Annotated in this window: 20 protein-coding genes and 1 riboswitch; of the genes, 10 read left to right on the top strand and 10 right to left on the bottom strand. The window is 43.5% G+C overall.

All coding sequences use genetic code 11. The features are described 5' to 3' along the window. Nucleotides 1-42 precede the first annotated feature (42 nt). The gene (locus tag EXA13_RS04215) at nucleotides 43-1,860 is read right to left on the bottom strand and encodes an SUMF1/EgtB/PvdO family nonheme iron enzyme (RefSeq protein WP_238132041.1); all 1,818 of its coding nucleotides are present in this window, start codon (nucleotides 1,858-1,860) and stop codon (nucleotides 43-45) included. A 157-nt stretch (nucleotides 1,861-2,017) separates the two neighbouring features. Beyond that, complete coding sequence (locus tag EXA13_RS04210; protein WP_238132040.1) at nucleotides 2,018-3,124, bottom strand: PEGA domain-containing protein; 1,107 nt, start codon at nucleotides 3,122-3,124, stop codon at nucleotides 2,018-2,020. A 420-nt stretch (nucleotides 3,125-3,544) separates the two neighbouring features. Here EXA13_RS04210 and EXA13_RS04205 point away from each other — a divergent pair, with 420 nt between their 5' ends. From EXA13_RS04205 to EXA13_RS04170, 8 genes are all read left to right on the top strand, one after another. Further along, nucleotides 3,545-4,369: an AraC family transcriptional regulator gene (locus tag EXA13_RS04205; protein ID WP_238132039.1), complete on the top strand. Its 825-nt coding sequence runs from the start codon at nucleotides 3,545-3,547 to the stop codon at nucleotides 4,367-4,369. A 257-nt stretch (nucleotides 4,370-4,626) separates the two neighbouring features. Further along, nucleotides 4,627-7,743, top strand: coding sequence for a bifunctional proline dehydrogenase/L-glutamate gamma-semialdehyde dehydrogenase PutA (putA, locus tag EXA13_RS04200; RefSeq protein WP_238132038.1), 3,117 nt, complete (start codon nucleotides 4,627-4,629; stop codon nucleotides 7,741-7,743). A gap of 23 nt (nucleotides 7,744-7,766) precedes the next feature. Beyond that, nucleotides 7,767-8,465 carry a 1-pyrroline-5-carboxylate dehydrogenase gene (locus EXA13_RS04195; RefSeq protein WP_238132037.1) on the top strand — a complete coding sequence of 233 codons (699 nt, stop codon included), beginning with the start codon at nucleotides 7,767-7,769 and terminating at the stop codon, nucleotides 8,463-8,465. 71 nt (nucleotides 8,466-8,536) lie between these two features. Then, nucleotides 8,537-10,027 (top strand): sodium/proline symporter PutP, encoded by a 1,491-nt coding sequence (putP, locus tag EXA13_RS04190; RefSeq protein ID WP_238132036.1) that lies wholly within the window; start codon nucleotides 8,537-8,539, stop codon nucleotides 10,025-10,027. A gap of 154 nt (nucleotides 10,028-10,181) precedes the next feature. Further along, nucleotides 10,182-10,409: a hypothetical protein gene (locus EXA13_RS04185; RefSeq protein ID WP_238132035.1), complete on the top strand. Its 228-nt coding sequence runs from the start codon at nucleotides 10,182-10,184 to the stop codon at nucleotides 10,407-10,409. Nucleotides 10,410-10,665: 256 nt separating this feature from the next. Further along, complete coding sequence (locus tag EXA13_RS04180) at nucleotides 10,666-12,555, top strand: methyl-accepting chemotaxis protein (protein WP_238132034.1); 1,890 nt, start codon at nucleotides 10,666-10,668, stop codon at nucleotides 12,553-12,555. Nucleotides 12,556-12,727: 172 nt separating this feature from the next. Further along, nucleotides 12,728-12,868: riboswitch (FMN riboswitch) on the top strand. Between the two features lie 206 nt (nucleotides 12,869-13,074). Then, nucleotides 13,075-13,731, top strand: a complete 657-nt coding sequence (gene ribB, locus EXA13_RS04175; RefSeq protein ID WP_238132033.1) for a 3,4-dihydroxy-2-butanone-4-phosphate synthase — start codon at nucleotides 13,075-13,077, stop codon at nucleotides 13,729-13,731. A gap of 139 nt (nucleotides 13,732-13,870) precedes the next feature. Continuing rightward, entirely contained in the window at nucleotides 13,871-15,067 is a 1,197-nt protein-coding gene (locus EXA13_RS04170) for a DEAD/DEAH box helicase (protein WP_238132032.1), read from the top strand. 97 nt (nucleotides 15,068-15,164) lie between these two features. On the opposite strand, the gene EXA13_RS04165 is transcribed toward EXA13_RS04170, so the two are convergent. Further along, the gene (locus EXA13_RS04165; protein ID WP_238132031.1) at nucleotides 15,165-16,079 is read right to left on the bottom strand and encodes a LysR family transcriptional regulator; all 915 of its coding nucleotides are present in this window, start codon (nucleotides 16,077-16,079) and stop codon (nucleotides 15,165-15,167) included. A gap of 119 nt (nucleotides 16,080-16,198) precedes the next feature. Between EXA13_RS04165 and EXA13_RS04160 the strand changes: the two genes are divergently transcribed. Continuing rightward, a complete protein-coding gene (locus tag EXA13_RS04160; RefSeq protein ID WP_238132030.1) occupies nucleotides 16,199-16,834 on the top strand; it encodes an NAD(P)-dependent oxidoreductase in 636 nt (211 codons plus the stop codon). A gap of 54 nt (nucleotides 16,835-16,888) precedes the next feature. Here the strand turns inward: EXA13_RS04160 and EXA13_RS04155 are convergent, their stop codons facing one another. Next, nucleotides 16,889-18,388 carry a sensor domain-containing diguanylate cyclase gene (locus tag EXA13_RS04155; protein ID WP_238132029.1) on the bottom strand — a complete coding sequence of 500 codons (1,500 nt, stop codon included), beginning with the start codon at nucleotides 18,386-18,388 and terminating at the stop codon, nucleotides 16,889-16,891. 263 nt (nucleotides 18,389-18,651) lie between these two features. Continuing rightward, nucleotides 18,652-18,882 carry a VF530 family DNA-binding protein gene (locus tag EXA13_RS04150; RefSeq protein WP_238132028.1) on the bottom strand — a complete coding sequence of 77 codons (231 nt, stop codon included), beginning with the start codon at nucleotides 18,880-18,882 and terminating at the stop codon, nucleotides 18,652-18,654. Between the two features lie 243 nt (nucleotides 18,883-19,125). On the opposite strand from EXA13_RS04150, the gene EXA13_RS04145 reads away from it, so the two are divergent. Beyond that, nucleotides 19,126-20,142 carry a lipoate--protein ligase gene (locus tag EXA13_RS04145; protein WP_238132027.1) on the top strand — a complete coding sequence of 339 codons (1,017 nt, stop codon included), beginning with the start codon at nucleotides 19,126-19,128 and terminating at the stop codon, nucleotides 20,140-20,142. A 60-nt stretch (nucleotides 20,143-20,202) separates the two neighbouring features. Here EXA13_RS04145 and EXA13_RS04140 read toward each other — a convergent pair whose 3' ends face one another. The 5 genes from EXA13_RS04140 to EXA13_RS04120 form a co-directional block, all read right to left on the bottom strand. Then, entirely contained in the window at nucleotides 20,203-20,949 is a 747-nt protein-coding gene (locus EXA13_RS04140; protein ID WP_238132026.1) for a potassium channel family protein, read from the bottom strand. Between the two features lie 78 nt (nucleotides 20,950-21,027). After that, nucleotides 21,028-21,960 (bottom strand): Gfo/Idh/MocA family protein, encoded by a 933-nt coding sequence (locus EXA13_RS04135; protein ID WP_238132025.1) that lies wholly within the window; start codon nucleotides 21,958-21,960, stop codon nucleotides 21,028-21,030. A 132-nt stretch (nucleotides 21,961-22,092) separates the two neighbouring features. After that, nucleotides 22,093-22,623 carry an MltR family transcriptional regulator gene (locus EXA13_RS04130; RefSeq protein WP_238132024.1) on the bottom strand — a complete coding sequence of 177 codons (531 nt, stop codon included), beginning with the start codon at nucleotides 22,621-22,623 and terminating at the stop codon, nucleotides 22,093-22,095. 60 nt (nucleotides 22,624-22,683) lie between these two features. After that, nucleotides 22,684-23,832 (bottom strand): mannitol-1-phosphate 5-dehydrogenase, encoded by a 1,149-nt coding sequence (locus tag EXA13_RS04125; RefSeq protein ID WP_238132023.1) that lies wholly within the window; start codon nucleotides 23,830-23,832, stop codon nucleotides 22,684-22,686. 95 nt (nucleotides 23,833-23,927) lie between these two features. Continuing rightward, a complete protein-coding gene (locus tag EXA13_RS04120; protein ID WP_238132022.1) occupies nucleotides 23,928-25,877 on the bottom strand; it encodes a PTS mannitol transporter subunit IICBA in 1,950 nt (649 codons plus the stop codon). Nucleotides 25,878-26,324 lie beyond the last annotated feature (447 nt).

Genomic DNA, 26,324 nt, shown 5'->3' with positions numbered 1-26,324 from the left:
AAGAGCCTGCTAGGGGGATTCCCCTAGCAGAATACTGACTATCTATAGTTCGCGGAGTATCCGAAAACCGACATAGTTTGCGGCTGTCGAAGGGGCAACAAAGAGTTGACTATAAGCTTTTGCCATCTCCGGTGAGAAGCTCCATGCGCCGCCTTTTACCACACCTCGTGCATCATTCGTCCATTGCCATACATTCCCCACCATATCGTAGAAACCGAGAGGATTGGTTGCAAAGGAGCGAACAGGTGAGGTGCTTTTGTTTGACCACGGTGTCCCTGCCCAGCCGGTATTCGCTTGCCCGGCACTAAAATGATTCCCCCACCAATAATCCATTTTACTGCCTGCTCGAGCGGCAATTTCCCACTCATCTTCGCTAGGGAGGCGATATTTAAATCCGGTTTGCTGAGATAACCAACGAGTATAAGCTTTAGCATCATTTTGGCTAACACATACTACCGGAGATTGAGCGGTTTGAGTAAATCCTGGTTTCTTCCAATGGTTACCTGAAATTGGTGCTATCGCCGTTTCTTTGACCGCCAAACAAATATTTTGGAGCTCAGCATCGGTTTGATAACCCGTTTGTTTAGTAAAGCGCTCAAATTCTCCGACGGTGACTGGCGTGGCACTTAATGCGAAAGCATGATCAAGGCGAACCTGACGAGAAATATTTTCACCTAGCCAATATTGACCACTTAAAATCGTGATCATTTCTGGCGCTTGCTGATCATTCTTTAAAGTATCGGCAAATTTATCGCCCATTTTTAATTCATTTGCTTCTTCATATAAAACGGCTCGCAACGTTTGGTCTGATGAGAGATCAATGTCTTGACGAAATGAGCGATAGCCTTCTTTTTCCACCACCACTGAATGTTTGCCTGCCGGTAGCATTACTTCAGCAGGAGAGCTTCCGTAGCGAACTCCATTAATCGATACGTTGTCATGATACTGATTAGAACGAACGACAAGACTAACCCAAGCAACTTCCTGTTGCTGTCGAGCTTGCTGATTTTCACCCGGAGCAAAACAGTATTGAGCATGAATATTAAGCAAAGAACAAGGAGCTATGGTTGTTGGGCGAGCCTCTAACTGTGCTTCGATGACTGTTTTAAATTTATTACCACTATAAAACCCAGACTCTAAGGTCTTATAACTTAATAAATGAATATTGAGTGAGACATTAGCAAGGTGTTGCTTTACCACGGATGACTCCGTTGTCTCATTAATCAGCCATGTTTGGAACTGTTTGACCGCTTTTTGTTGAGCCAAGTCTGCCGTTTGCTGATTACATTGTTGTAGTGTCATTGAAGCATCGCAGACATTAGTAAAACTGACTTTTTGCACGCCAACTTGTTTCAGTTCTGTACGAAGACGTTCACTACGAGCCCGAAATTTATTTTGTTCCAACAGCGTGATTTTTTGTGAAAGGGCATCTTGACTGGTTTGTAATTGCATCAACCGAGTTTGCTGTTCTTGCAAGGCCTGTTCGGCGGCTAAGCGTTCTTGCTGGTTCTTCTTTACTTCAGCCCAAGCCGCTTGGTAAGCATTTTGAGAAGCCACAATATCCAACTCAGGCTCATCGATCATTTTGAGGTAATCATGCTCAAGATTGGCCTTTACCCCTTTGAGTTGATTTTCCAGCTGTTTGGCTAACTGGGTTAGGCGATCCAGCTCTGCTTGCTGATTATCAACTTTGGTGTGCTGAGCTTGGGTCGCTTTTTTGGCCTCTTGCCATTGTGTCTGGTGACTAAATAGTGCGTCATCAATGGCCATGACTGAGGAAGGAGTGCTTTCAGCCTGAGTTGATGTTGCCACTAAGCAAGGTGAGAGAGCGAATAACAGAGCGGATAAACCTAATCGCATTGTTGCCTACTTCAGTTAAAATTTTGAAAATGGTTGCCACTATTCTAAACGAAAACGCCGTTTTGTCAGAAGTCATCTTTCAATAACTTAAGACCCAAACGGCGTTTTAACCACAGCTTTGTGAAATCAGACCAGAAAATCACCGAATTGTGGGGAATTATTCACTTTTATTTTGACGAAGTTTTACCCAAATTGTGTCATTGCCATTAATGGTGACGACACGGTTATAGGTTTCATATCCATCTTTAGCAACCGTGACTTGATGTCTGCCCGCCGGTAGAACGATTTCAACGGGTGTACTACCGTACTGAATACCATTAATGGTAACAATATCATTGTACTGATCAGAGCGAACCTTTACGTTGGCCCACTGTTTGTTATCATTTTTACTGGTTTTTGAATCTGCGGAACTTTTTAAACAGTAACGGCTAGAGACATTCAGTAGTTTACATGCAGCTACGGCTTCTGGTTTGGCTTGAAGCTGTGCTTGTAGCTGAGTGAAGTATTCATTATTGCCTTCAAAGCCACTGCGGATCACTTGGCTCTCTTGCACATGAATATTCAGTTCAACACCACGAAGATTTTGTTTCGCTATCACAGATTCCGTCAATTGATCCAACAATTGTTCGCGGAAAGTATTCACCGCTTTTTGGCGAGTGAGATGTTGCCCTTGATTGGCACATTCGCCTAATGTCATGCTGGTTGAACAGGTGGTTCGAAAGCTGGTTTCTAACACTTTGCTTTCACGCAATTCTGCGCTTAATCGTTTGACCCGTGCTTCGATTTTGCTTTCTTGCAGGTTAGTAAATTCTGTTTTTAACCGCGCATGTTTCTGTTTCATTTGTGACAGGCGCATGTCACTTTCAGTGATGGTTTGCTGGTTCAACAATTGCTCTGACTGATTTTGTTTCACATCGGCCCAAGCTTGTTGATAGCGCTGCTGGAAAGAGACTAAATCGGTATCAGGATCTTCAAGAAGGCGATTATACTGTTTATCCAACGCCGATTTGGCACGGTTTTGTTTGGCTTGGAGTTCTTCACTCTCGCGTTGTAGACGTGCCTGTTCATTTTTTAATTGTTGAAGCTTGACTCCTTCGGTTTCAAATTCTGAAGCAATACTCTCAATTTCATTTTGTTTAATGCTTATTTTTTCATCAATGGCCGCCACAGGATCTACCTGTGTAATTTCTTCCGCGGACACCGATGCAGATACCCAAAAAGGGCTTAGCGCAAGCAGTAGCGCTGGGAGGTGATATTTGATCATTAGGTCCCTGCAACAATTCATATAGCCACGATTTTGTGGCGAAAGACAAACTTTTGACAGCATAGTGATACGCTGACTCATCGTAAAATTTCTCAGTTTCAAAGCACAACAGTATACAAAATCAAACAACTAGGTCACTGATTTTGTATATTTTATAACTGTACACACCTCATTTTGAGCAGATTCTCGAAATATGCAAGCTCCGATTTTCGATCTGCTTTAACGTTTTTTAATTGAACACTCATTGACCGTAATTTATGTGCACTTGATCATTGTTCCGAATCGAGGTTAGTGATGATTTCTTGCTTGTAGCACGAAAATGAATCAATGAGATGAAATGGCAGAAGATAATGCGTGTCGTTTGGGCTTCTGACGAAACTGTTATATTATGCCACAAGGTCACTGCATGAGATCACGATCATGAACCTTTCCTCGTTGAACTTCTCGTTAGAATCGCCATCAAGAGCCAAACTTTTGTCGCCTCGTCCTGCAGAATTAATTACCCTACCGACTCATATGGAGTGTCATGAACACAGCTATACACAAATTGTGATTGGTCTAAAAGGGTTGGCCGAATTTGAAATCTCAGGTGTGGCGAATGTTGTTGGTTCAGGCCAGGGATGTGTGGTTACATCAAGCACTGATCACGCCTTTGGAAGTATGGGAAATCAATCGGATATTTTGGTATTGAATCTACCACAGCCTGCAGAAGATGACCCATTAACTCTTCAGAAAATCAATGACTTGTCTCAGGTTGAGATTTATTTCCAACTTGATTGTTCGATTCAAAAACTGATTCAGATGTTGGTGTCGGAAATGCGAGCCAGCCCTGAGGATTTACTTTTAAGTCGAGCTTGCAGTGATACGGTCTTGGCTTTGTTGCTGCGCCATATATCAGCCTTTGACGTTCATCGGAAAGAATCTCGCTTTGATTTAGAAGTGATAGATCGCTATATCGAGCAGCACCTAAGTCGACGAATCTCTATTGCTCAGCTTGCTGGTCGTGTGTACTTAGGAGAGAGTCAGTTCCATCAGCTATTTAAAGATCAAGTCGGTGTGACGCCTCACCAATATGTGTTAAACAAACGGGTGGATAGGGCAAAAACCTTGATTGAACAAGGGCAATTTAGCCTTGGGCAAGTTGCTGAATTAACGGGATTCTCTAACCAAAGCTCTTTCACTCATACCTTTTCACGCTTGCAAGGTATTTCTCCCTCCCAGTATAAAAATCGCTTTTACCGTTAAGGCGATTTTGAGCTATTTTCAGTATTTTCTTACGACAGTGATTGATTATTTTTGCTGTTGATAAGCAGTGATTGCTAATAAATTACTGCTTATGAGCGATAATATGATGTGATAGTGTTTAATCTTTGTTAAATTGACGAGTTTTTAGTAAAAATATCGGAGTTTTTGACAAGTATTCCTCATGCACTCAAAATACACTGCTAGCCATTGTCGGAAATCTGGAGTTGTTTCTCCGGATGTGAGATTGAGGAATACACATGTTTACAGCAACGGATGTGTTGAATCCCAAGTTCGTTGAGCAGCCACTCAACAAACTCTGGATGCAGATCTCGCCACTTTATATGGTGGACGAATCGCAATGGCTAAAACAATTACTTCCCCTCGCAATGCCGAGCGACACTGAGTTGTCAGCCATCACCAACAAGACAACCCTTTTGATCGAAGCAATTCGTCGAGATAAAAAAGCCATACAAAAGATTGATGCCTTACTGCTTGAGTACAGTTTAGATACTCAGGAAGGCATTTTATTAATGTGTTTGGCAGAAGCGCTGATGCGAATTCCGGATAAAGAGACCGCAGATGCGTTTATTAAAGATAGGCTCGGTGTTGCTGATTGGAAATCGCATTTAAAGCATTCTGATTCCGTGTTTGTTAACGCATCCACTTGGGGGTTGATGTTAACGGGCAAAGTGATCGGATTAACTCACCGTGAGCCTCACAGCCCCATTCAAGCTTTAAATCGGTTGGTGAGTAAACTTTCAGAGCCAGTAATTCGTCAGGCCATGCATCAAGCGATGAAGATCATGGGATACCAATTTGTTCTGGGTCGTACAATGAGTGAGGCTCAAGATAATGGCCGAGCGATGTGTGAGCAAGGTTATACTTACTCTTTTGATATGCTGGGTGAAGCGGCGATCACTCAACAGGATGCTCAGAAATACGCTCAAGATTATCTGCAAGCTATTGAAGCGGTTGGACAAAACAAAACCGGTGCCCATCGCTCGGCGTCATCCATATCAATCAAACTTTCGGCTTTGCATCCTCGCTATGAAGTAGCGCATTATGCGCGAGTCATGAGTGAGCTTTACCAAACGTTATTACACCTCTTAGAACGAGCAAAAGCCTTGGATGTGGCGATCACCATTGATGCTGAAGAAGCGGATCGGCTTGAGCTGTCCTTACAACTTTTTGAAAAAGTGTACCGTTCGGAATCGATACGAGGTTGGGGAAAGTTTGGGTTAGTCGTTCAAGCGTATTCTAAACGAGCTCTACCCACTTTAGTTTGGTTGACAGGGTTAGCCAAGCAGCAAGGGGATTTGATTCCAGTCCGGTTAGTGAAAGGCGCTTATTGGGACAGCGAGATAAAATGGTCGCAACAAGGTGGCTATGCGCATTATCCTGTCTTTACTCGTAAAGAAGCAACGGATGTTTCCTATCTAGCTTGTGCTCGCTTTTTACTCAGTGAATCGGTTCGAGGGCACCTTTTCCCACAGTTTGCTAGCCATAATGCTCAAACCGTTTCAGCTGTTGCGGTAATGGCAACCCATAAAGATTTTGAATTTCAACGTTTACATGGCATGGGAGAAGCGCTCTACAAACATGTGATGGTCGCCTATCAGCAACCGGTGCGTATTTATGCCCCAGTAGGTAGCCATAAAGATCTCCTGCCTTATTTGGTTCGTCGATTACTTGAAAATGGTGCCAACAGTTCATTTGTTCATCGTTTAGTCGATGCTCGTTGTCCGGTTGAAACATTAACGGCTCATCCGGCCCATCAGTTATTGGCGCTAGAGACGTTACACAATGGCAATATTCCTCTGCCCCCCGATATTTTTCCTGAACGAAAGAATGCCTACGGCATTAATATCGATATTGAAAGTGAAGCCACACCTTTTATACAACAGGTTAATCATTATTTGAGCCAGCAATGGCAAGCCGCGCCTATTTTGAATGGAGCTTCGCAACTCGAAAGCATGATCAAGGCAGAGATCCTGCCTGAAGTTGTCACTGCGCCGTATGATCGTCAAATTCAAGTTGGTCATGTTTTTCATTCCACCCATGATCATGTTTCCGTCGCGATAGCAAATGCTCAAGCCGCATTTTCTCATTGGAGTGAAACGCCCGAACGTCAACGGGGGAAGAATTTGGAAACATTGGCTGATTTATTAGAAGATAATTTGCCAGAGCTTTGTGCTTTGTGTCATCAAGAAGCGGGGAAAACCATTCTCGATGCCATTGATGAAGTACGCGAGGCGGTTGATTTTTGTCGCTATTATGCCAAACAAATAGAGCATTTATCACCCGTCGCCATCACTGGATTTGATGGAAAATCTCGACAGGCTTCTCGCCAAGGACGGGGCGTTTTTGTCTGTATTAGTCCTTGGAATTTTCCTCTGGCTATTTTTCTTGGCCAGGTTACGGCAGCTCTAGTGGCAGGAAATACCGTAGTAGCGAAACCTGCAGAGCAAACTAGCCTCATTGCTGCTCGTGCGGTCGCGCTGATGTTACAAGCGGGCTTTCCTCAGGATGTTATTCAATTTATACCTGGTCGTGGTTCATCAATTGGCCAAGCGTTAACCTCACATCCTTCGATTGCTGGAGTGGCTTTCACTGGTTCAACGGCGACGGCTCAGCGGATCAACCAAACTTTAGCCGAGCGAGAGGCTGACCCCGTTCCTTTTATTGCTGAAACAGGGGGACAAAACGCCATGATTGTGGATAGTACAGCCCTGCCTGAGCAAGTTGTACGAGATGTGCTACGTTCGGCATTTGCATCGGCAGGTCAGCGCTGTTCAGCGCTTCGGGTTCTCTTTGTTCAGCAAGATATCGCGGATCGTATTATTGCCTTAATTCAAGGGGCAATGCAGGAGCTTTCTGTTGGGGTGCCTTATCGGCACTGTACTGATATTGGGCCAGTGATTGATGAAAAAGCCAAACTGGGTTTGCTAAAGCATATTGACCATATGACGAAAACACAGAAAAAAGTGGCTCAGTTAACCTTGAATGAGGCGTGTCAAACTGGTGATTTTGTACCGCCAACTGCGTTTGAGATTTCAGGTCTGGATTGTTTAAGTGAAGAACAGTTTGGCCCGATTTTACATATTGTCCGTTACCAAGCAAAAGAGCTGGCTCAAGTTGTACAACGCATTAATGCTACAGGGTTTGGTTTAACGATGGGGATTCATAGCCGTAATGAAACAACCTATCGTTGGATAGAAAAACATGCTCGAGTCGGGAACTGCTATATCAATCGTGATCAAGTGGGGGCTGTTGTTGGGGTGCAACCTTTTGGTGGTCAAGGCTTATCAGGGACGGGACCCAAAGCGGGTGGTCCTCACTATTTATATCGTTTTACTCAAGTGAAGTATCACTAACAGACTGAGCGAGGAATTTTCTTATGGTACATCAAGCCACCTGTTTTGCTGATGCTTTATCAGCTTGGGAGAACTGGAACCTTACTGCTTTTGATAAAAAATGTGAGTACTTACTTTTATTTAAACGTGAGCTAGAGAAGAATCGACAAGATTTAGCCCGAGTCATGACGTATCACCTTGAGCATGCCTCTTCTTTACTTGCTCAGCCTTATTGTTTAGTTGGGCCAACGGGCGAGACCAACGAACTATATACTGCAGGGCGAGGCGTTGCTTTAATGCTTCAAGAAGAACACAGTCAAGCTGGGCAATGGGCTATGTTTGCTCAACTTGTTTGTGCTCTTGTTGCGGGCAATAGTGTCATTATATGCAGTGATGATCGACAATTGACGGCACTACTACACTCTGTAGTTCAATCGGTTTCACTGCCGATTAACTTATTACAGCTAACCTCATTGGATGCCTACCAAACCTTAATCGAATCAGATGTTCGTAGTGTTGGTTATGTTGGGCACCGAGCACGAGAACGCTTGCTTAATCGACAATTAGCAAAGCATTCTGGCGCTATTATTAATCTGGTCTCTGAAACAGATTTTATTCAGCTTCCTACCGCTTATGACCCACATTTATCGCTGCGTTTTATTACTGAACGTACGCGAACCATCAATATTACTGCGGTGGGCGGAAACGCGACATTACTTGAGTTAGGAAGTGAAAGTCATTAATCCTTTGCTGCTTTTCTCCTCGGTGATTGAGGGGATGACAGAAAGCGATCTTATAAATAGAGGAAATATCAATGGAAAATAGCTTTGCTATTACAACAACCTTCATCATTTACTTAATTATGATGTTGGCCATCGGTGTGTTTGCTTACCAGCGAACCAAAAACTCATCGGATTACTTTTTAGGGGGGCGCTCTCTCGGGCCGTGGCCTGCAGCGCTGTCTGCTGGGGCTTCTGATATGAGTGGTTGGTTGTTGTTGGGATTGCCTGGCTATGCTTATGCGGCGGGGATAGAAGCTTTTTGGCTTGCTGGTGGTTTGTTGGTGGGAACATGGGCAAACTGGCTGATCACCGCCAAGCGCCTACGAACCTACAGCATTACCACTGATTCACTGACGCTACCTGAGTTTTTATCACGTCGATTCAATGATAAATCCAAACTCATTCAAACGATTTCTGCTTTCTTCATTCTTTTATTTTTCCTTTTCTATACCAGCTCTGGTTTAGTTGCCGGTGGAAAATTGTTTGAAACGGTTTTTGGGCTTGATTACACCACCGCCGTCATTATTGGGACGATTTGCGTGGTTTCTTATACCTTATTTGGTGGTTTCCTCGCCGTTTCTTGGACCGATCTCGTTCAAGGGTTATTAATGGCTGCCGCCTTGTTGATTGTTCCGATTGCAGCCATGAATGGAGGATTTGAACAATTAGAAACGGATTTAAGTGCAATTAACCCACAACTGCTTACGTTATGGGACGATATGAAAGGTCAACCTTTGTCGATTATTGCCATTTTGTCTTTAGTGGGTTGGGGTTTTGGCTACTTTGGTCAGCCACATATTTTGGCGCGTTTTAAAGCGGCTCGCTCAAACAAAGATCTTACCACCGCTCGTTGGATTGCGGTGATCTGGACGGCGCTTTCCATGTTTGGAGCAATGTTAGTCGGGTTGGTGGGCCTAGTGTATGTCACCCACAGTGGTACGATGACATTAGATGATGGTGAAAAAATCTTCATGCTGCTAGTTAATGCTATTTTTCACCCAGTGATTGCTGGTATTTTATTGGCGGCGATTTTAGCAGCCATCATGAGTACTGCCGATTCTCAATTATTGGTTTCTTCATCCGCACTGGCGGAAGATTTTTATAAGCAGGTTTTCAAGCAAGAAGCCAGCTCAGAAGCGGTGGTACGTGTTGGCCGCCTTGCCGTCATTTTGATTTCTATCGTTGCATTGATTCTTGCGATGACACCAGACAGCTCGGTATTGGGGTTAGTTTCTTATGCGTGGGCTGGGTTTGGTGCCGCATTTGGCCCGGTATTAGTGCTTAGCCTTTATTGGTCTCGAATGAATCGTAATGGGGCCTTGGCTGGCATTTTAGTCGGGGGAGCCACCATTGTGATTTGGAAACAGCTGACCGGGGGATGGTTTGATGTCTATGAAATTTTACCCGGTATTGTATTTTCAACTCTGGCCATTGTCTTGGTGAGTTTATTCACGGACGAACCAGAAGAAGCGGTTAAAGCACAACATGTTAGCTTTAAAAAGCAGTTGGTTGAATTAGACTAAGTCTGAGATTGCACCGGATTCTTGATGCCCCATACACGATGATGGGGCATTTTTATGATTTTTATCACAAAAATAAAAATGAAATCTGCATTTATGGAACGAATTGCCCAATATTACGTCAATTGTCAATAACGTAAATTAGGAGGATTGAGCTATGCCTGAAGCTTATTGCAGCTGTTGCCATAAAATTACCCCGCACAAAGTGGTAATGAGGCGCTGTCAAACATCAACGTGTTCTGGCTGGCAAAGCTTCCAACAATTTATGTCGTTATTAATGCATGGTGAACATTATTATAAAATGGAAAAACAAGGTATTTGCCGATTATGTAATCAACCTTCTTCATTGCCATCCACCAATTTCTCTCGTGCTAAAGTAATTTAAAAGTATTGCTGTGAAATGACAGACTCTCGCTATATCGAGAGTCTTGATATCGTTTTTCTTTTCTTTTCTTTTCTTTTCTTTTCTTTCTTCGCCGCTTTTCTTCCCTTTTTACATCTTCTCTGCTTTGCATCAATGTGTCATTGACTTTATTTATATTGGAAAGCAGTCATTAGATTGGGAAGTGAAGCAGAGTATTTTTATGCTTTTCCGTTAGTCTGTGGGCTGAATTATTCTAATTAAAATAGGAGTTTTACTCATGAAAATGAGTCTTAAAAGAAAAATGGTTCTTTCCGTTATTATTGCCATTGCGATAACCGCCATGGCTTTGGTTGCTGCTGGCTATCAAACCTTTAAAAAAGACAGTTGGAGAGCGATAGAAAGTGAAAGCCGAAATATCTTAATTTCCTATTCGAAAGGAATTAGCGATTGGTTTCTCTCCAAACAGATTTCACTACGAGGTTTACGCGAAGAAATTGAGGCGAATCCTCAACTTGATATTGTGGCTCATCTTAGACAGACCCTACGATCTGGTGACTTTAGCCTGAGTTTTTATGGCAATGAACAAGGGGAAATGTTTCGTCAAGATCCATCGTTAAACCGAGCAGGGTATGATCCTAGAGCTCGAGGTTGGTATCAAGAAGCCAAAGCGGCAAAAGCACCGATCACCACCGCTCCTTATATCAGTGCCACGATGAATACCTTAGTGGTGACATTAGCTGAGCCGGTGAACTATCACGGACAACTGATCGGCGTCGCCGCTTCTGATCTGGTACTGGAAAAGTTGATTAAAGACATTCTTGCTATTGATGTTCCGGGCAAAGGATACGCTGCGTTAGTTAACCAACAAGGGAACATCGTTGCTCACCCAAATCAAAAACTTATTTTAAAATCAACGGAAGAGATTGCACCACAACTTACCATCCGCGCTTTGCAAAATGCAGCGGCTCAGCATTCTTTGTTGACATTTTCAGTGGGAAATAAAAGCCATGTTTTAATGGCTCAAACTATCGAACATACAGACTGGATGTTGGTAATGGTGATGGATAAAGCGGTTCTTGAGCAGCCGTTAAATCAGATGTTATTGACGCAATTATCTATTGGTGTCGTGATCTTAGTGCTCATGGCTTTGCTTACCTCTTGGTTTGTGGCCCGCCAACTCAATGAGTTAAGCCATATTGCTGCAGCATTAGGGGATATTGCCGAAGGCGATGGAGACTTAACTCGCCGACTCCCTGTGAAAAGCCAAGATGAAGTGGGAATCTTGGCTGACAAATTTAATAAGTTTGTCGATAGGCTGCATGTCATGGTGAAAAATGTTCGTGATGTTACTGAAGCCTTAACCCAAGGTGCTAATCATGCTGCTAGCGCTGCGACACGGAGAAGTGAGCGCATCCGTACTCAGCAAGATGAAATAACAATGGTCGCTACCGCGGTAACAGAAATGGCTTCGGCCACGGCGGAAATTGCTGGTAATGCTGAGAATACCGCCAAAAATGCTAACCAATCGGTTGAATTAGGGGCACAAGGCTATCAACAAATGCAGCAGAGTAAACAGTCTATTGACCAATTGGCGAAAGAGTTAACGAATGCCGTTGCAATAATTGGTGAACTAGAGGTGCATGCAAATGATATTTCTACCATCCTTTCTACCATTCGAGCCATTGCTGAGCAAACCAATTTATTAGCACTGAATGCGGCCATTGAAGCAGCGCGTGCGGGTGAACAAGGTCGAGGTTTTGCTGTGGTTGCCGATGAAGTAAGGGTGCTCTCCCAGCGAACTCATGCTTCGACAGAAGAGATTCAAACGAAAATTGCTGGGTTGCAAAAAGTGACCAGCAATGCCGTTTCCGTGATGACGGAAAGCCATAAGTTGGTGGAAACCAGTGTTGATGATGTCAATCATACGGGGGAAAGTTTACATGCAATTAGTGATGCGATTCAGTTAATCAGTGATATGGCAACACAAATTGCCTCGGCAGCAGAAGAGCAATCACTCGTTACTTCGGATATCAACAGCAATACTGAGTCTGTGCGTGAGGTCAGTGATCAGCTGGCTAGCGATGCGATTGATGCGGTTCAGCAAGCCAAAGAGTTGCATGCGTTAGCCAATGAATTGGAAAAAGAGATTGCCCGCTTTAAGCTGTAGCTTGGTGCTGTGCCTTCTTCTTCGCCCTGACACATTGAGTCGGGGGGGGGATTTGGGATTGGTGGTTATCTGTGATAACGCTCCTTTGCAAAAGAGAGACAAAGTATTACCATTATCTGCGGTGAGTGGGGGCTTAACTCTCATTCGCTACACTGAATACGTAATTTATTTATAGAATTCTCAGGGCGGGGTGAAATTCCCCACCGGTGGTATACCCAATAGGGTGAGCCCACGAGCGCTCGATTTGTCGAGGTCAGCAGATCTGGTGAGACGCCAGAGCCGACGGTTATAGTCCGGATGAGAGAGAATGACAATCATATCTGCTGGCATGAAATGACGGTGGCTTAGTCATGTTTCTTTTACCGTAAGGTATGGATAACACGACATTAATCTCCATGGCATTTCTGTTGGTGGGTATACATCATACTCAGCGTTGATGCGCTTGCGCGATTCGCTGTATTTGGTGCATTTCGTTTACCTCATAGCCGCCCTGATTCTGGTCATTATTAGGAGTAAACCATGAATCAGCTATCTTTACTTGCCGAGTTTGGCGACCCTATCACCCGAGTTGAACATGCACTACAAGCCTTACGAGAAGGGCGAGGTGTTTTGTTATTGGATGATGAAGATCGTGAAAATGAAGGCGACATCATCTATGCCGCAGAGACATTAACCACTGAGCAAATGGCGCTGATGATCCGTGAGTGTAGTGGAATCGTCTGTTTATGTTTGACCGATGAACAAGCCAATAAATTGGCTTTGCCACCGATGGTGCAGCACAATAACAGCCAAAATCAAACGGCCTTTACGGTATCGATTGAAGCGAAACATGGGGTGACAACGGGTGTGTCAGCCAAAGATCGTGTGACAACGATAAAGACCGCGATTAACCCTGATGCAAAGCCGGAAGATCTCGCTCGTCCTGGACATGTGTTTCCTTTGCGTGCTCGCAAAGGGGGTATTATGGCACGTCGAGGTCATACAGAAGGGACGGTGGATTTGATGCAAATGGCGGGTTTGCTTCCTTCCGGTGTATTGTGTGAACTCACCAACCCAGATGGGACGATGGCAAAAACACCAGAAATTATTGCGTTTGGTCGCTTGCACAATATGCCCGTACTCACAATCGAAGATATGGTGCAGTATCGTCTTGCTTATGAACAAAAACTGGCTTAATTGATCGCGTCTTTTTATTGATTGACGTTATACGAAAAGGTATGAAAGTGTGATAACGCTCTCCATACCTTTTTCTTCATGTTAGAATTTTCCCTATTCTAGAGCGTTCTTGCTCTACCTTATCGACTTTGGGCTCATCATGTCATTTATACAACTTGGACTAAGCGAGGCACTGATTCAATCTGTGTCTGAACTGGGTTATCAAAAACCGACCACCATTCAACGTAAAGCCATTCCGGTTATTTTACAGGGACAAGATCTGATTGCGGCTGCTCAAACGGGCACCGGAAAAACCGCGAGCTTTGTATTACCGATTTTGCATAAATTGCAAAATGGTACCACTCAGCGTAAAAAACGGATTCGAGCGTTGATCTTAGTCCCAACTCGAGAGCTTGCCATTCAGGTGGCAAACAATACAGAGCAGTATGCTAAGCATACAGGGTTAACCACATTGGCGATGTTCGGTGGTGTTGATGAGCAGACACAAAAACAACGCCTGATTGATGGGGTGGATGTGTTGGTTGCCACACCGGGGCGTTTGCTGGATATGTATGGTCAACGGGCTGTTCATTTTGATGAAGTGGAGATGGTGGTCTTGGATGAAGCCGATCGGATGCTTGATATGGGCTTTATTGAACCGATTAATAAAATCATTGATCGTTTACCAAGAGAGGCTCAATTTTTGCTTTTTTCTGCCACGTTGTCGCACAAGGTTCGAGATTTAGCAAAGACAGCCGTCACCGATCCCTACGAAATTACGATTGCGGCAAACCAAGCTTCCAAAGTGAATATTGAGCAATGGCTCATCACGGTGGATAAAGATAAAAAATCGGCTTTATTGAGTCATTTGATCAAGGAAAATCAGTGGGATCAAGCCCTGATTTTTATCGAAACCAAGCATGGTGCGGCAAAATTAGTGGCTCAGTTAGAAAAGCGTGGCATTCATGCGGAAGCCTTTCACAGTGGCCGAAGTCAAGCGATCCGCGTACAGCTCTTAGAAGATTTTAAAGCAGGTAAAATCCAATACATGGTGGCGACCGGTGTCGGAGCTCGTGGTATTGATATTCAGGCGTTATCTCGAGTTGTGAACTATGACTTACCCTTTCCTGCTGATGAATATGTACACCGTATTGGGCGTACAGGACGAGCTGATGAGAAAGGGGAAGCCATTTCTTTTGTCTCGAAAGATAATTTTAAAAATCTTTGCATGATTGAAAGCCGATTAGGCCACTTAATTGAGCGCAGAGTGATTGAAGGATTTGAACCAAGCAAGCCGGTTCCTATCTCGATTCTTAACTATGTGCCTAAACATAAACGTGAACAATCGAACGATTAAGCCACTGGGTTAGCTAACTTTTAGGGCTAGGTGGTCGATGTTGAATCGGTGAAGAAGCGTTTCGTATCACACGATGTTTTGGTTCCCTTCGCTTTATTTAATGTGATGGATAGGGTTCAGTAGAGAGGGTCATGGCTAATGATGACCATTGCTCTGAAACAAAATCAATAAATTGCCTTACCAGTGGGCTTTGATAACTTCGTGAAAGATATACGGCCCAAAGAGCACTGCTTGGGACGTGGTAATCAGGTAAAAGACGAATAAGTTGTTGTGTTTGTAAGTGGTGATAGGCCAAATCATAAGGTAAAAGCACAATACCTTTTCCATGTAAGGCTGCCCGTCCAAGCAAACTCATATCATTGGCACGAAGTGTGCCATTGACCTTGACACTGTAGGAACGGTTATCACGAATAAATTCCCATTTATGGTTCGAAAGGTGGATAAAACAGTTGTGGCTGCGTAAATCATTGGGCTCATAAATGGAGGGGTGCTGTGCTAGGTAATCGGGGGATGCGCAAATAACGGTGTCCACCTGAAAAAGCCGTCGCGCGATAAGGTGATCATCCGGTTGTTGGGTAAAACGTAGCGCAATATCCACTCGTTCATCCACCAGTTGTGCTAATCGATCTGAAGCCAGTACATCAATGGTGACTTGTGGGTGTTTTTCCGTAAAAGACTCAATGGCATCGAGTAATAGGTGGTGAGCAAGGCCGATTGGCGCAGAAAGTCGAATTCGGCCCGATAAAGAGCGAGCCTGTTCCAAGGCGTGCATTTCCAGTTCAGCAGTTTGGTGGAGAATTTGCTCACATTGCCTAAGTGCGTCTTCCCCTGCGGCCGTTAAACTGACTTTTCGAGTCGTGCGATGTAAGAGCCGCTGTTTGAGCCAAGCTTCAATCTCTTGTACATGCCGAGAAACTTGTAATCGGCTGAGATTTAAATTCTCTGCGGCTTGGGTAAAACTGCCAACATTGGCAACCTCAACAAAACTGCGCATTGCGGTAAGCTTATCCATGATTCTCACTCATTAGTATCACCAATGGATACAATCTACCTCTTTTCTTGTTCTTTATCACGAATTCATCTCTGACTAAACTCAATTTTATTGATAACGAGAAGGTGAGGAGAGTCATAATGAAAGTTGCTGTTTTTGGGGCATCAGGTTGGATTGGTCAACATATTGTTGAGGAGGCCAAAGCGCGTGGTCATCATGTAGTGGCCATCGTTCGTGATCCCGCAAAAGTGAACCGTCAAGATATTGAAGTTCGTCAATGTGATGTACAGCAAGAGACGGATTTATCTCCAGTATTACAGGGTGTGGAGGCGGTGATCGCTTCTATTGGAGGGCGAAATACAGGGAACCATGATGTAGTGGCTCAAACCGCACAGTTACTGCTTAGTCAGTTACCCAAACAAGGCATTCAACGTCTATTATGGGTTGGTGGTGCGGGTTCACTGGAAGTTTCTCCTGGTATTTCGTTACTCTCACTGCCAGAGTTTCCTGAAGAATATAAAGCAGAAGCGGTAGCTCAAGGACAAGCGCTTGACGTTTTTCGAGATAGCCAAAGTACACTCAATTGGACATTTGTTAGCCCTGCTGCAGAGATCTTCCCCGAAGGTAAACTGGCGGCTTACCGAGTGGGGGGAGATCAATTATTGGTTGATGAAGAGCAAAATAGTCGCATTTCTGTGAGTGATTATGCTGTTGCGATTGTCGATATGTTAGAAACCGAATCATTTACGCAGCAACGTGTTGGCGTGGCTTATTAAGTGAAGTGAGGGCTCAAAGTGAAGGCTGAATGAGCCTCTCACTTTGAGTGAGATTTAGGTCAGATGCCAACAGTTTCTGCCTGCGTGTTTACTTTGATACAGTGCCATATCCGCTTGTTCAAAGATCGAATCTGAAGAGCCATGGCCGATGGTGGCTCCTACGCTAACGGAGACATGGCATGGTTTTTCACGCCATTGCTGTTGGTTAATACTTACAACCAGTTGTTCTAATTGTTGACCTAATGTTTCTTCATCATCAGTGGGTAAAAGGCAAGCAAACTCATCACCACCAATGCGATACACGGATTCGGTACCAAATATATTCGTAAGTTCGACACTCACTTGCTGCAGTACAAAATCACCAAATGGATGCCCAAAGGTATCGTTGATCTGTTTGAAGAGATCAACATCAATCAGTACCAGTGCATAAGGTTGATGCATTTTAGAGTACTGACATAAATCTTCAGCAAAAGCACGGCGATTCAGGATCCCTGTTAGTGGGTCTAAACGTAATTTAAGCCGGTGGGAATGGTGCTGCTGCTCAATGGTGCTCAAGCTGCGATCAACAAACCAAGCCGAAGTATTCATTGGAGAGCTCGGGTTTTGTGGGTCAAACTGGCGGACTCTTTGCTCTATCAGGTTAAGTTCTTGTCGGAAGATCTTAAGGAGTGAGCAGATACCTAAAATCATCATTAACGTTATTGCGGTTATGGGCAAAATGAGCAGAACGAGTTCATTGATGAAAGCGGCTCGAAAACGGTGGGCTGGAATATAAAGGCCTAACTCCCAATCGACATAGGGTAAGCTTTTTGTCAGTAAAGCCCCTTGAGTAAAGGCATTTAAATGGAAAAAAGCATTCTTTCTAGATACTTGCTCTAGCTGTAATAGTTGTTCATTCACGACAGAAAGCATCGTTCCGCTTCCTCGTTGGCGTAAAAAGAGTGAAACGTCGAGGTCTCCAACCATCCGTTTGAGCGTTTTATTCAGCATTTCTAAAGACATATCAACAAGCATCATACCTAAGACATGCCCCTCCTCTGAAAAAACGGTTTGGCCTAAACTTAAAACCAATTGTTCAGTATTGTATTCGATATAAGGGCCAATCCAGACGGAATCATGGCTTGGGGTTTCGATGAGGCTATACCAAGGGCGAGTTTCTGATACAAAACCTTCAGGGCGTTCCCAATCTGGGTAAGTTTCAATGAGATCGCTTTGGTTATTATAAAAAAAGATATAGTGGTTAGATTCCATCTTTATTTTATGAGCTACAGGCCAAGTTAGATTAAATGCGGGCTGCCCTTGCTCAATGCTATCTTTATCTAATAGGGAGATAAGAACCGAAAGTTGGCGTTCATTTTCTTCTATCATTTCATAGAGATAAGTAGTTTCTAGTGTGATCAGCATCTGTTCGTAACCAAGCTGATGCAAATTGGAATGCTTCTGATAATGTGCAGCCACTAAAACAAAGGTAAAGAGAAAAACAAGGACACTCAGCGAAAAAAATATTTTCGTTAATAAGTAATTATATTTTGAAAAAATTGACGGCTTTGCCATGAAAAAGTACATCCTGTAAGACTTTTCGGTATTGTAATGCATTTTCTTGCATACCAATTGTCGAACATCAATTTTGGGAAAAGTCTTACTTGTCTATTTTGGTTAAATGCGCTGATTAGATAAATGAAAGAAATAGATGGCTTTCTATTTATGTGAAAAAGAGAGATTTACACTGTAAAGCTTTAAGTTTGGTGTGCCACTTTTTATATTTTATAAGGAAAAACCTGCTTGTCGAAAAGTGGAAAAACAGGTTAGCTTTATGATTAATGAAATGTGTCGATATAGAGCTGTTCTACGCGTTCTCTTGCCCATGCTGTGCGGCGTAGAAATTTAAGGGAAGACTTGATAGAGGGATCACTTTTAAAGCAATTGATATCAATTCTTTGTGCTAAACCTCGCCAACCATAATGTTCCATTAAACGGTTGAGAATGTTTTCTAATGTTAAGCCATGTAATGGATTATTGGGTTGTGACTGAGTGGAATCTGTTTGCATAGAAGGGGTTCGGTCATGATTTGATGGCTAAGTATACCGTGTGGTGTTCAAATGTGCACCTTCGACATTACTCCTCGCTATCGTGCTTTATACTCAGTAAGATGAGTCATTATTTATTCTTGATGTTGTGGCTTTTGATGTAGGTATTCATGCTAATGGTGTGTTTCTCTACATGGATGGTGATTCACTCATTGCCGCGCTGCAACGCCAAGGTATTTGGTATCAACGCAATGTGAAAGAGCCATGACCCGAACTCGTATTCTTATTTCTGAATCAACCAACCCTTGGTTTAACCTTGCGGTTGAAGATACTATTTTTCGTTCTATGTCGGCTGAACAGCGAGTGCTATTTTTATGGCGTAATGCCGATACGGTCGTCATTGGCCGAGCTCAAAACCCTTGGCGAGAGTGTCGAATTGAACGAATGGAGCAAGATAACGTGAAACTTGCCCGTCGGCAAACAGGGGGAGGCGCTGTTTTTCATGATTTAGGCAATACCAATTTTACCTTTATGGCGGGTAAGCCGGAGTATGATAAACAAGTGTCAACTCAAATTGTGTTGACAGGGTTAAGTAAGCTTGGCATTGCTGGTGTGGCCAATGGTCGAAATGATTTAGTGTTGGAAGATGAGCAAGGCATACGCAAGTTTTCTGGCTCGGCATATCGAGAAACGATCGATCGTGGTTTTCATCATGGCACCTTATTATTGAGCGCGGATATGAGCCGGTTGGCCGATTACCTCAACCCAGATCCGAAAAAGCTGCAAGCAAAAGGGATCACGTCTGTAAAATCTCGTGTTATTAACCTTAATAGCGTGAAAGCGGATATTCATCATGAGCAAGTGTGTGAGGCTATCATTCAAGCTTATCTTGAGTATTATCAACAAACGATTTCGCCAGAATGGATTTCGCCAGAGCATTTTGCCGATCTACCGGGGTTTGAAGAAAAGTTTGCGAAACAGAGCAGTTGGTCGTGGAATTTTGGGCAGACACCCCCTTTTACTCATCATATGGATGAACGTTTTTCTTGGGGCGGAGTTGATGTGTATCTGGACGTTGAGCAAGGGGCTATTCAGCAAGCGACGTTATTTAGCGATATGTTAGAACCTTACCCAATGGAACGGGTCGCCAAACAGTTGAAGGGCGTAACCTATAACAAACAAGCCATTGCACAGAGCCTAGAACCATTACTTGAAAATATGCCCCAATTTGCTCTGGAATTGCAGGCATTTTCTCAATGGTTTGTTCAGCAGATAGATTAAATTTGGGCCTCTTCGAACGTGACATTGAGAAGAGGCGGCGGTGAACTGGTTTTTGTTCGGTTATTTACGTTTATGATGCTGGCGCTGCTTCTCTTTTAATTGATGTCGAAAACGAGCGAGATGAAAAGTGTGGCGTGGTGTGGGTGAGGGAGTGTGTTTTTTTTCACTCAACCGGTTTTGTTGATTATCGTCTACAAAAAAAGAGGCCACACTGGCGGTGAGTAAGCCAAAGAGCGTAATTCCAGTTAACATCAAAAAAACGGCCACGCCACGCCCAAATGATGTCACAGGATACATATCTCCATACCCGACGGTGGTGATGGTCGTCATCGCCCACCATAGCGCATCACTGTAATCTTTGATTGGGCTGGCACTGCCTTTTTCAACCAGATACACAAAAGCAGAGCTTAATATTACTGTTAGCAAGCTAGTTAACCCAACAAAGCTAAACGTTTTTTGGCGTAGAACTGCTTTTGTTTGACGCCATGTTTTAGGCAAGATAAATAAAATACGTAAGAAACGTAAGGGTCTAAGGAAAGGCATGGCCACAATCAACACATCTTGCCAATGTTGCATGAGGTATCGCCATCGTTGGGTACTTAGCAATACTTTTATGCCCAGCTCAGTAGCAAACACTCCCCACACAAGCCAGATCAATTGGTTGATAAAATGGCGTTCTTGTTCATCCAACTTAGCGAGATCGGGCACTAAAGCCAGAAGTACATAAATCAATGACAGGATGAGCATGGGAACTTCTGTTTTATGCTCAAAGGCGATCAGTAATTGAGTTCGTTGTTTATGGTCCATATAACGATTTTATTGCTTGGAAAAAGAGTCAGCGGATCACTATACGCTTCTCATGTGTGATCCGCTATTGTGTCGACATTAAAGGCGAGTAAGCTGAATGATGCGTTCACAAAGAGCTTCTGCCAGTTGGTGGCTGGCAAGATTGCGCTCCATAATGGCATGATCAAGTTTGCCTTGTTGAACAACCATTAACCAGTGCTCGATCATGGCGTGAAATCCCTTACTGGCTAGCATGGGCGTCCAATCTTGTAAGGCTAATTGGGTTTGCTGGTTATCTTGCCAGTGTTGGCCAGTAGTAAAATTATCAAATTCGTAACTTTGATTGATAAACTGTGCACTGACTCGTTCACAGGTTGTGCCGAACTGTCGATTCATGGACGCCTGTAATAAGGTTGTTCCTTGCTGCCATTGCACATCCAGACGAGCTAACTGATGACCTGCCATTTGATGAGTGACGAACACCTCTTGTAAATCGGCTTTGCCCGATAAGTTTACACTGTCGAGTGGATGGATAAAATCATCAAAGATAAAGGTACGTATCTCTCCGGGTAACGCATGGCGGTGTTTTTCCCAGCGTAAAGCGAGTAAATCGTGATATTGGCCTTGTTGTACTCCGACTAAATGTTGGTTAAATAGGGGGATATGGCGACGATTAAATCCGACGTATAACGGTTTTTGATACTGTTCGGCGAGCTCATACAGTGTTTCACAAGTGGCTGCATTATCGGCTAAGGGCTTGTCGACAAAAGTGGCAACGCCGTGGCGAAGAAAAAAAGCTGCGATGTCAGGATGCGCCGCAGTTGCAGCATGGATCATAACGGCATCAACATGAAAATGCAGGAGGTCTTGATAGCGTGAGCAGGTGTGTTGAATTCGGTATTGGTTCGCCAGTTTTTGCAAGTGCTCACTATTTCTGGTGCAAAAGATCCATTCAATACCGGGGAATTGAGTGAGTAGGGGTAAGTAAGCTTTCTGGGCGATGTCCCCTAAGCCGATAATGCCTATTTTCATCATAGAGACCTAAATTGGATGACAGTGATGAAAAGCCTAACATCCGTGACCAAAATCGATAGTTTTTTGAGTGAAAATTGGGAAGGCGATCCCTGCCGATATCGAAAAATAGGTGAGGGCAATGAGGCTTTGTTAAAAGGGACTCTCTTTATTTAATTCATTGCAGATTTCAATAATGGTTAACGAGAGCCCCGAGCGAATTACTTGTTGCTGACGCTGTAATTGTAAGTGATAAAATTCTAAGCCGATATCACCATCTGGCTCAATGATATTGAGCTGCAATAACCCCATTTTTTGTACAAGGTTAAGGGCTTCAATGGCTGCAATAATTTTTGGATCGGTAAAAACATATTCCGATCCATCACTATTGAGCTGGTTGCGTAACTTGATGATGGTTTCGATATCTTGGTAAACATCATCGGCAATGACGCCTAAACCGTATAATAATTTTAAGCGTACTGAAAGGTTACCCAGAGGGCCTGTATCGTCCAGCAATGGCCCAACGACAGATTGAACAGCAAAGTTGTCTTTGCGGAAAATACGTTGCATCAGTGTATCAATGGCTTGGGCTAACACTTCGACGGTGGTGATAAAAAATCCACGTACAGAAGGGGCTTCATTCAGTCGTTCTAAAATATCGGTTTCGTTAATTTTTTCTGCCATATACTGATCTAATTTAAGTTTGTGGTGGGAAGTGTATACGCTTCCCACCCGAGTGCCATGTTAAAGCTGATGATAAATCGCTTCAATTTTTTGTACTTCGACACTGTCTGCATCTAAGCCTGAATAGTGCGCCAGCGTTTGAGCAATGCCTTGTTCACGAAGTGAGTTTTGTAGCTCAACCGATTGTGGGTCGCTGGTATTGGTATATTTCAGAGCGGCGGCTATTCCTTTCAATAAGGTTTTATTTTCTAAGCCGTACTCTATTGTACCGAGTAATGGTTTGATTAATCTATCATTTGCACCTAATTTTCGCAGAGGTTGCCTACCAACGCGATCCACTTCATCCACTAAATATGGATTAGCAAATCGTGATAAGATTTTTTCTATGTAGGCATGGTGCAGTTTACGATCAAAACCATACCGACGAATTAAGACTTCGCCACTTTCCTGCATCGCTTGTTTTACTTCCGCTTGAATAACTGGGTCGTTGATGGCTTGTCGGATAGTATGGTGTCCTTTCAAACAACCTAAATAAGCGGTGATGCAATGTCCGGTATTGAGGGTAAAGAGCTTACGTTCCACAAAAGCCATGAGATTGTCGGTCTTTTCCATGCCATTAATTGAGGGAATTTCTCCTTTAAACTGCTGTTCATCAACAATCCATTCACTGAAGCTTTCCACCGTTACCTCAAGGGGATCATCGTTTGCCGCTTCCGCAGGGGGAACAATTCTATCCACAGCGGAATCGACAAAGCCGACCCATTGTTCTGCTTTTGCTTGTGAGGCTGGGCTTAAATATTTAAAGACTTCCCCTTTTAAATGGCTGCTACCTCGTACCATATTTTCACAAGCAATAATATTTAAAGGGTGTTCATTCCCTGCGGAAAAGCGGGCTTCAAGCCCTTTAGCTATGGTCTTTGCGATGATATCTAATACGGTGGGGCCGACAGCCGTTGTGACTAAATCGGTATGGATGATACGCTCAATGACATCATCACTGGCCGAATTCACGGCGGTAACATGAGTCACGGTCTCTATCTGGCACTCACTGCCGACGACTTTAACTTGATATTGCTGCTGGTGGCTGAGTTGATCCACTAAAGGTTCATTGACATCAGCAAACGTGACTTGAATATCGGCATCTGCCAGAAGTTTTCCAATAAAACCACGGCCAATATTACCAGCGCCAAAATGTACTGCATTTTTCATGATTGATTACCTACCAAAAAGTGACTAACGGAATTAGGGTGAGGTCAGCGTTGTAAATGGGGGGCTGACCTCGTTTTGCTTCAGGAGCAAAGCCATTATGCAGCTTGGGTTTTCGATAAAATCGCCAAGATGTCTTTAATGTCCTTCGTTGAGGTTAATGTCTTGATGGCTTCTGGTTCATCAAGAGCGTTAGTAATGGCAGTAATAACTTGAATATGTTCATCATTTTTAGCAGCAATACCGATAACGAGCTTAGCAATATCGTCTTTGTCGTCGGTAAATTGAACCCCTGACGGGTATTGGCAAATCACAATGCCCGTTTTAATGACGCGATCTTTAGCTTCGACCGTCCCGTGGGGGACAGCAATGGATTCACCTAAATAAGTCGGTACTAATTTTTCGCGTTCAAACATTGCGTCCACATATTCAGGCTCAACATAGCCCAGTTTAACGAGTTGATTACCGACAAAACGTATCGCCTCTTCTTTATTACTGGCCGTTAAACCGAGGTGGATATTTTGTTGCTGAAGGCTAAAAATCGAAGGTTGTTGTGGTTCAAAAGAATCCTCATTCGCCGCCACGACAGACATTTTGATTAAGTGGTTATCGTTTGCTGCTTGTGGGTGTTTTGCGGCTAATAACTGTGTCACTAATTGGTTATACATCTGGCTGTCAAGGAAGTTATTGAGTGAAAGATGCTGGGCATTCGGAGCATGTTTGCGAGCTCGGTCAGTTAAATCTTTATGCGTAATTACAATATCGACATCCTGCGGCAGGCTATTGATGGCAAGGTTTGTGACGTTTATATGTAGGCCCGCTTCTTGTATTTTTTTGCGCAGTAAACTGGCCCCCATGGCACTTGAACCCATGCCTGCATCACAGGCAACAATGATACTTTTAATTTGGCTCAGATGGATGTCGTGGTTATTGCTTGAAGAGGCTTGTTGTCCTTTGGCTGTTGATTTTAACTCTTTCATTTGAACCGTCGCTTTTTCTAACGCTTCTTCATCGCCTTCTTCATCTGTGGAATGTTGTGCTTTCATTAAAATTGCAGCAACGGTAAAAGAAACCCCAGCCGCTGCGAAAATTGAACATAAAACGCCCAACATCGATGCTTTATTGGTCATCAGTAATACGGCAAAGATAGAACCGGGAGAGGCTGGAGAAACAATCCCTGCATTGAATAAGGTTAAGGTAAATACACCAGTCATTCCCCCTGCAATGGCGGCGAGAATGAGGCGTGGATTCATTAAGATGTAAGGGAAGTAAATTTCATGAATTCCCCCAAAGAAATGGATAATGGTCGCCCCTCCTGCGGTTTGACGTGCCGTCCCTTTACCAAAAAACATATAGGCCAGCAAAATCCCTAGACCTGGGCCTGGGTTTGCTTCAATTAGGAAGAAAATGGACTGTCCCATTTCACTGGCTTGTTGAATGCCGAGAGGTGAGAAAATACCGTGGTTAATGGCATTATTGAGGAAAAGAATCTTCGCGGGTTCAACAAAAATAGAGGTTAAAGGGAGAAGGTGAGCTGCAACTAAAAAGTTAACGCCAGCAGCAAGAAGGTCGGACAGGATCTTTACGAAAGGCCCAATAAGGTAGAAGGCAAGAATGGCACATACCATACCAATAATGCCGGCTGAGAAGTTGTTAACCAACATTTCAAAGCCACTTTTAATTTTGCCTTCAACACGCTGGTCAAAATGTTTAATGGCCCAGCCGCCCATAGGTCCAACCATCATTGCACCCATAAACATAGGAATATCGGTTCCAACAATGACCCCCATGGTTGTTATTGCGCCCACAACAGCCCCTCGTTCGCCACCAACGAGCTTACCGCCGGTATAGCCGATCAGCAGTGGCAGTAAATAGGTGATCATTGGGCCAACTAAAGAGGCCAGTGTCTCATTAGGTAACCAGCCTGTTGGAATGAAGAGGGCGGTAATAAAGCCCCAAGCGATGAATGCACCAATATTGGGCATAACCATGTTTGATAAGAAACGACCAAAATTTTGTATCTTGATCTTAGCATCTGGTGATAACATATCTGTTCCCCGTTCGATGTTCTATAAAAGTTGTGTGGTAACGGTTCGCCTAAAAACCGTTGGTTGCTTAGTACACAATCAATTTATCACACAATTTTACTTTAGAACTGACAACGGGTTTTTTGTGATCACAAGCTAGAAAAATCGAGTTGATACTGTGTTTCTACGTGATACTTCTCACCTTTTTGCATTGTAATTTGCTTACATTTAAGTCTTATTTTAAAAATCAATATATTTTTAGTGTCAAGTATCTCATTTTTATAAAATTAATTGAGTGGCAAATGGTGATGGATATCACAATTATCCTTTATTGAATTTATTAATCGGACTTAAATGTGATGTAGATCATCATTGATTATTAATTTCATTATGAAAAATAATTCAAGAGTCAATTTGGCTGATGTTTTGTAATTAAAATACAGTTGAATCACACTTTTGGCCGCAAGG

This window comes from Vibrio cincinnatiensis (assembly GCF_022113815.1).
Taxonomy (GTDB): domain Bacteria; phylum Pseudomonadota; class Gammaproteobacteria; order Enterobacterales; family Vibrionaceae; genus Vibrio; species Vibrio cincinnatiensis_A.
This window is presented reverse-complemented; position numbering and strand designations above follow the sequence as displayed.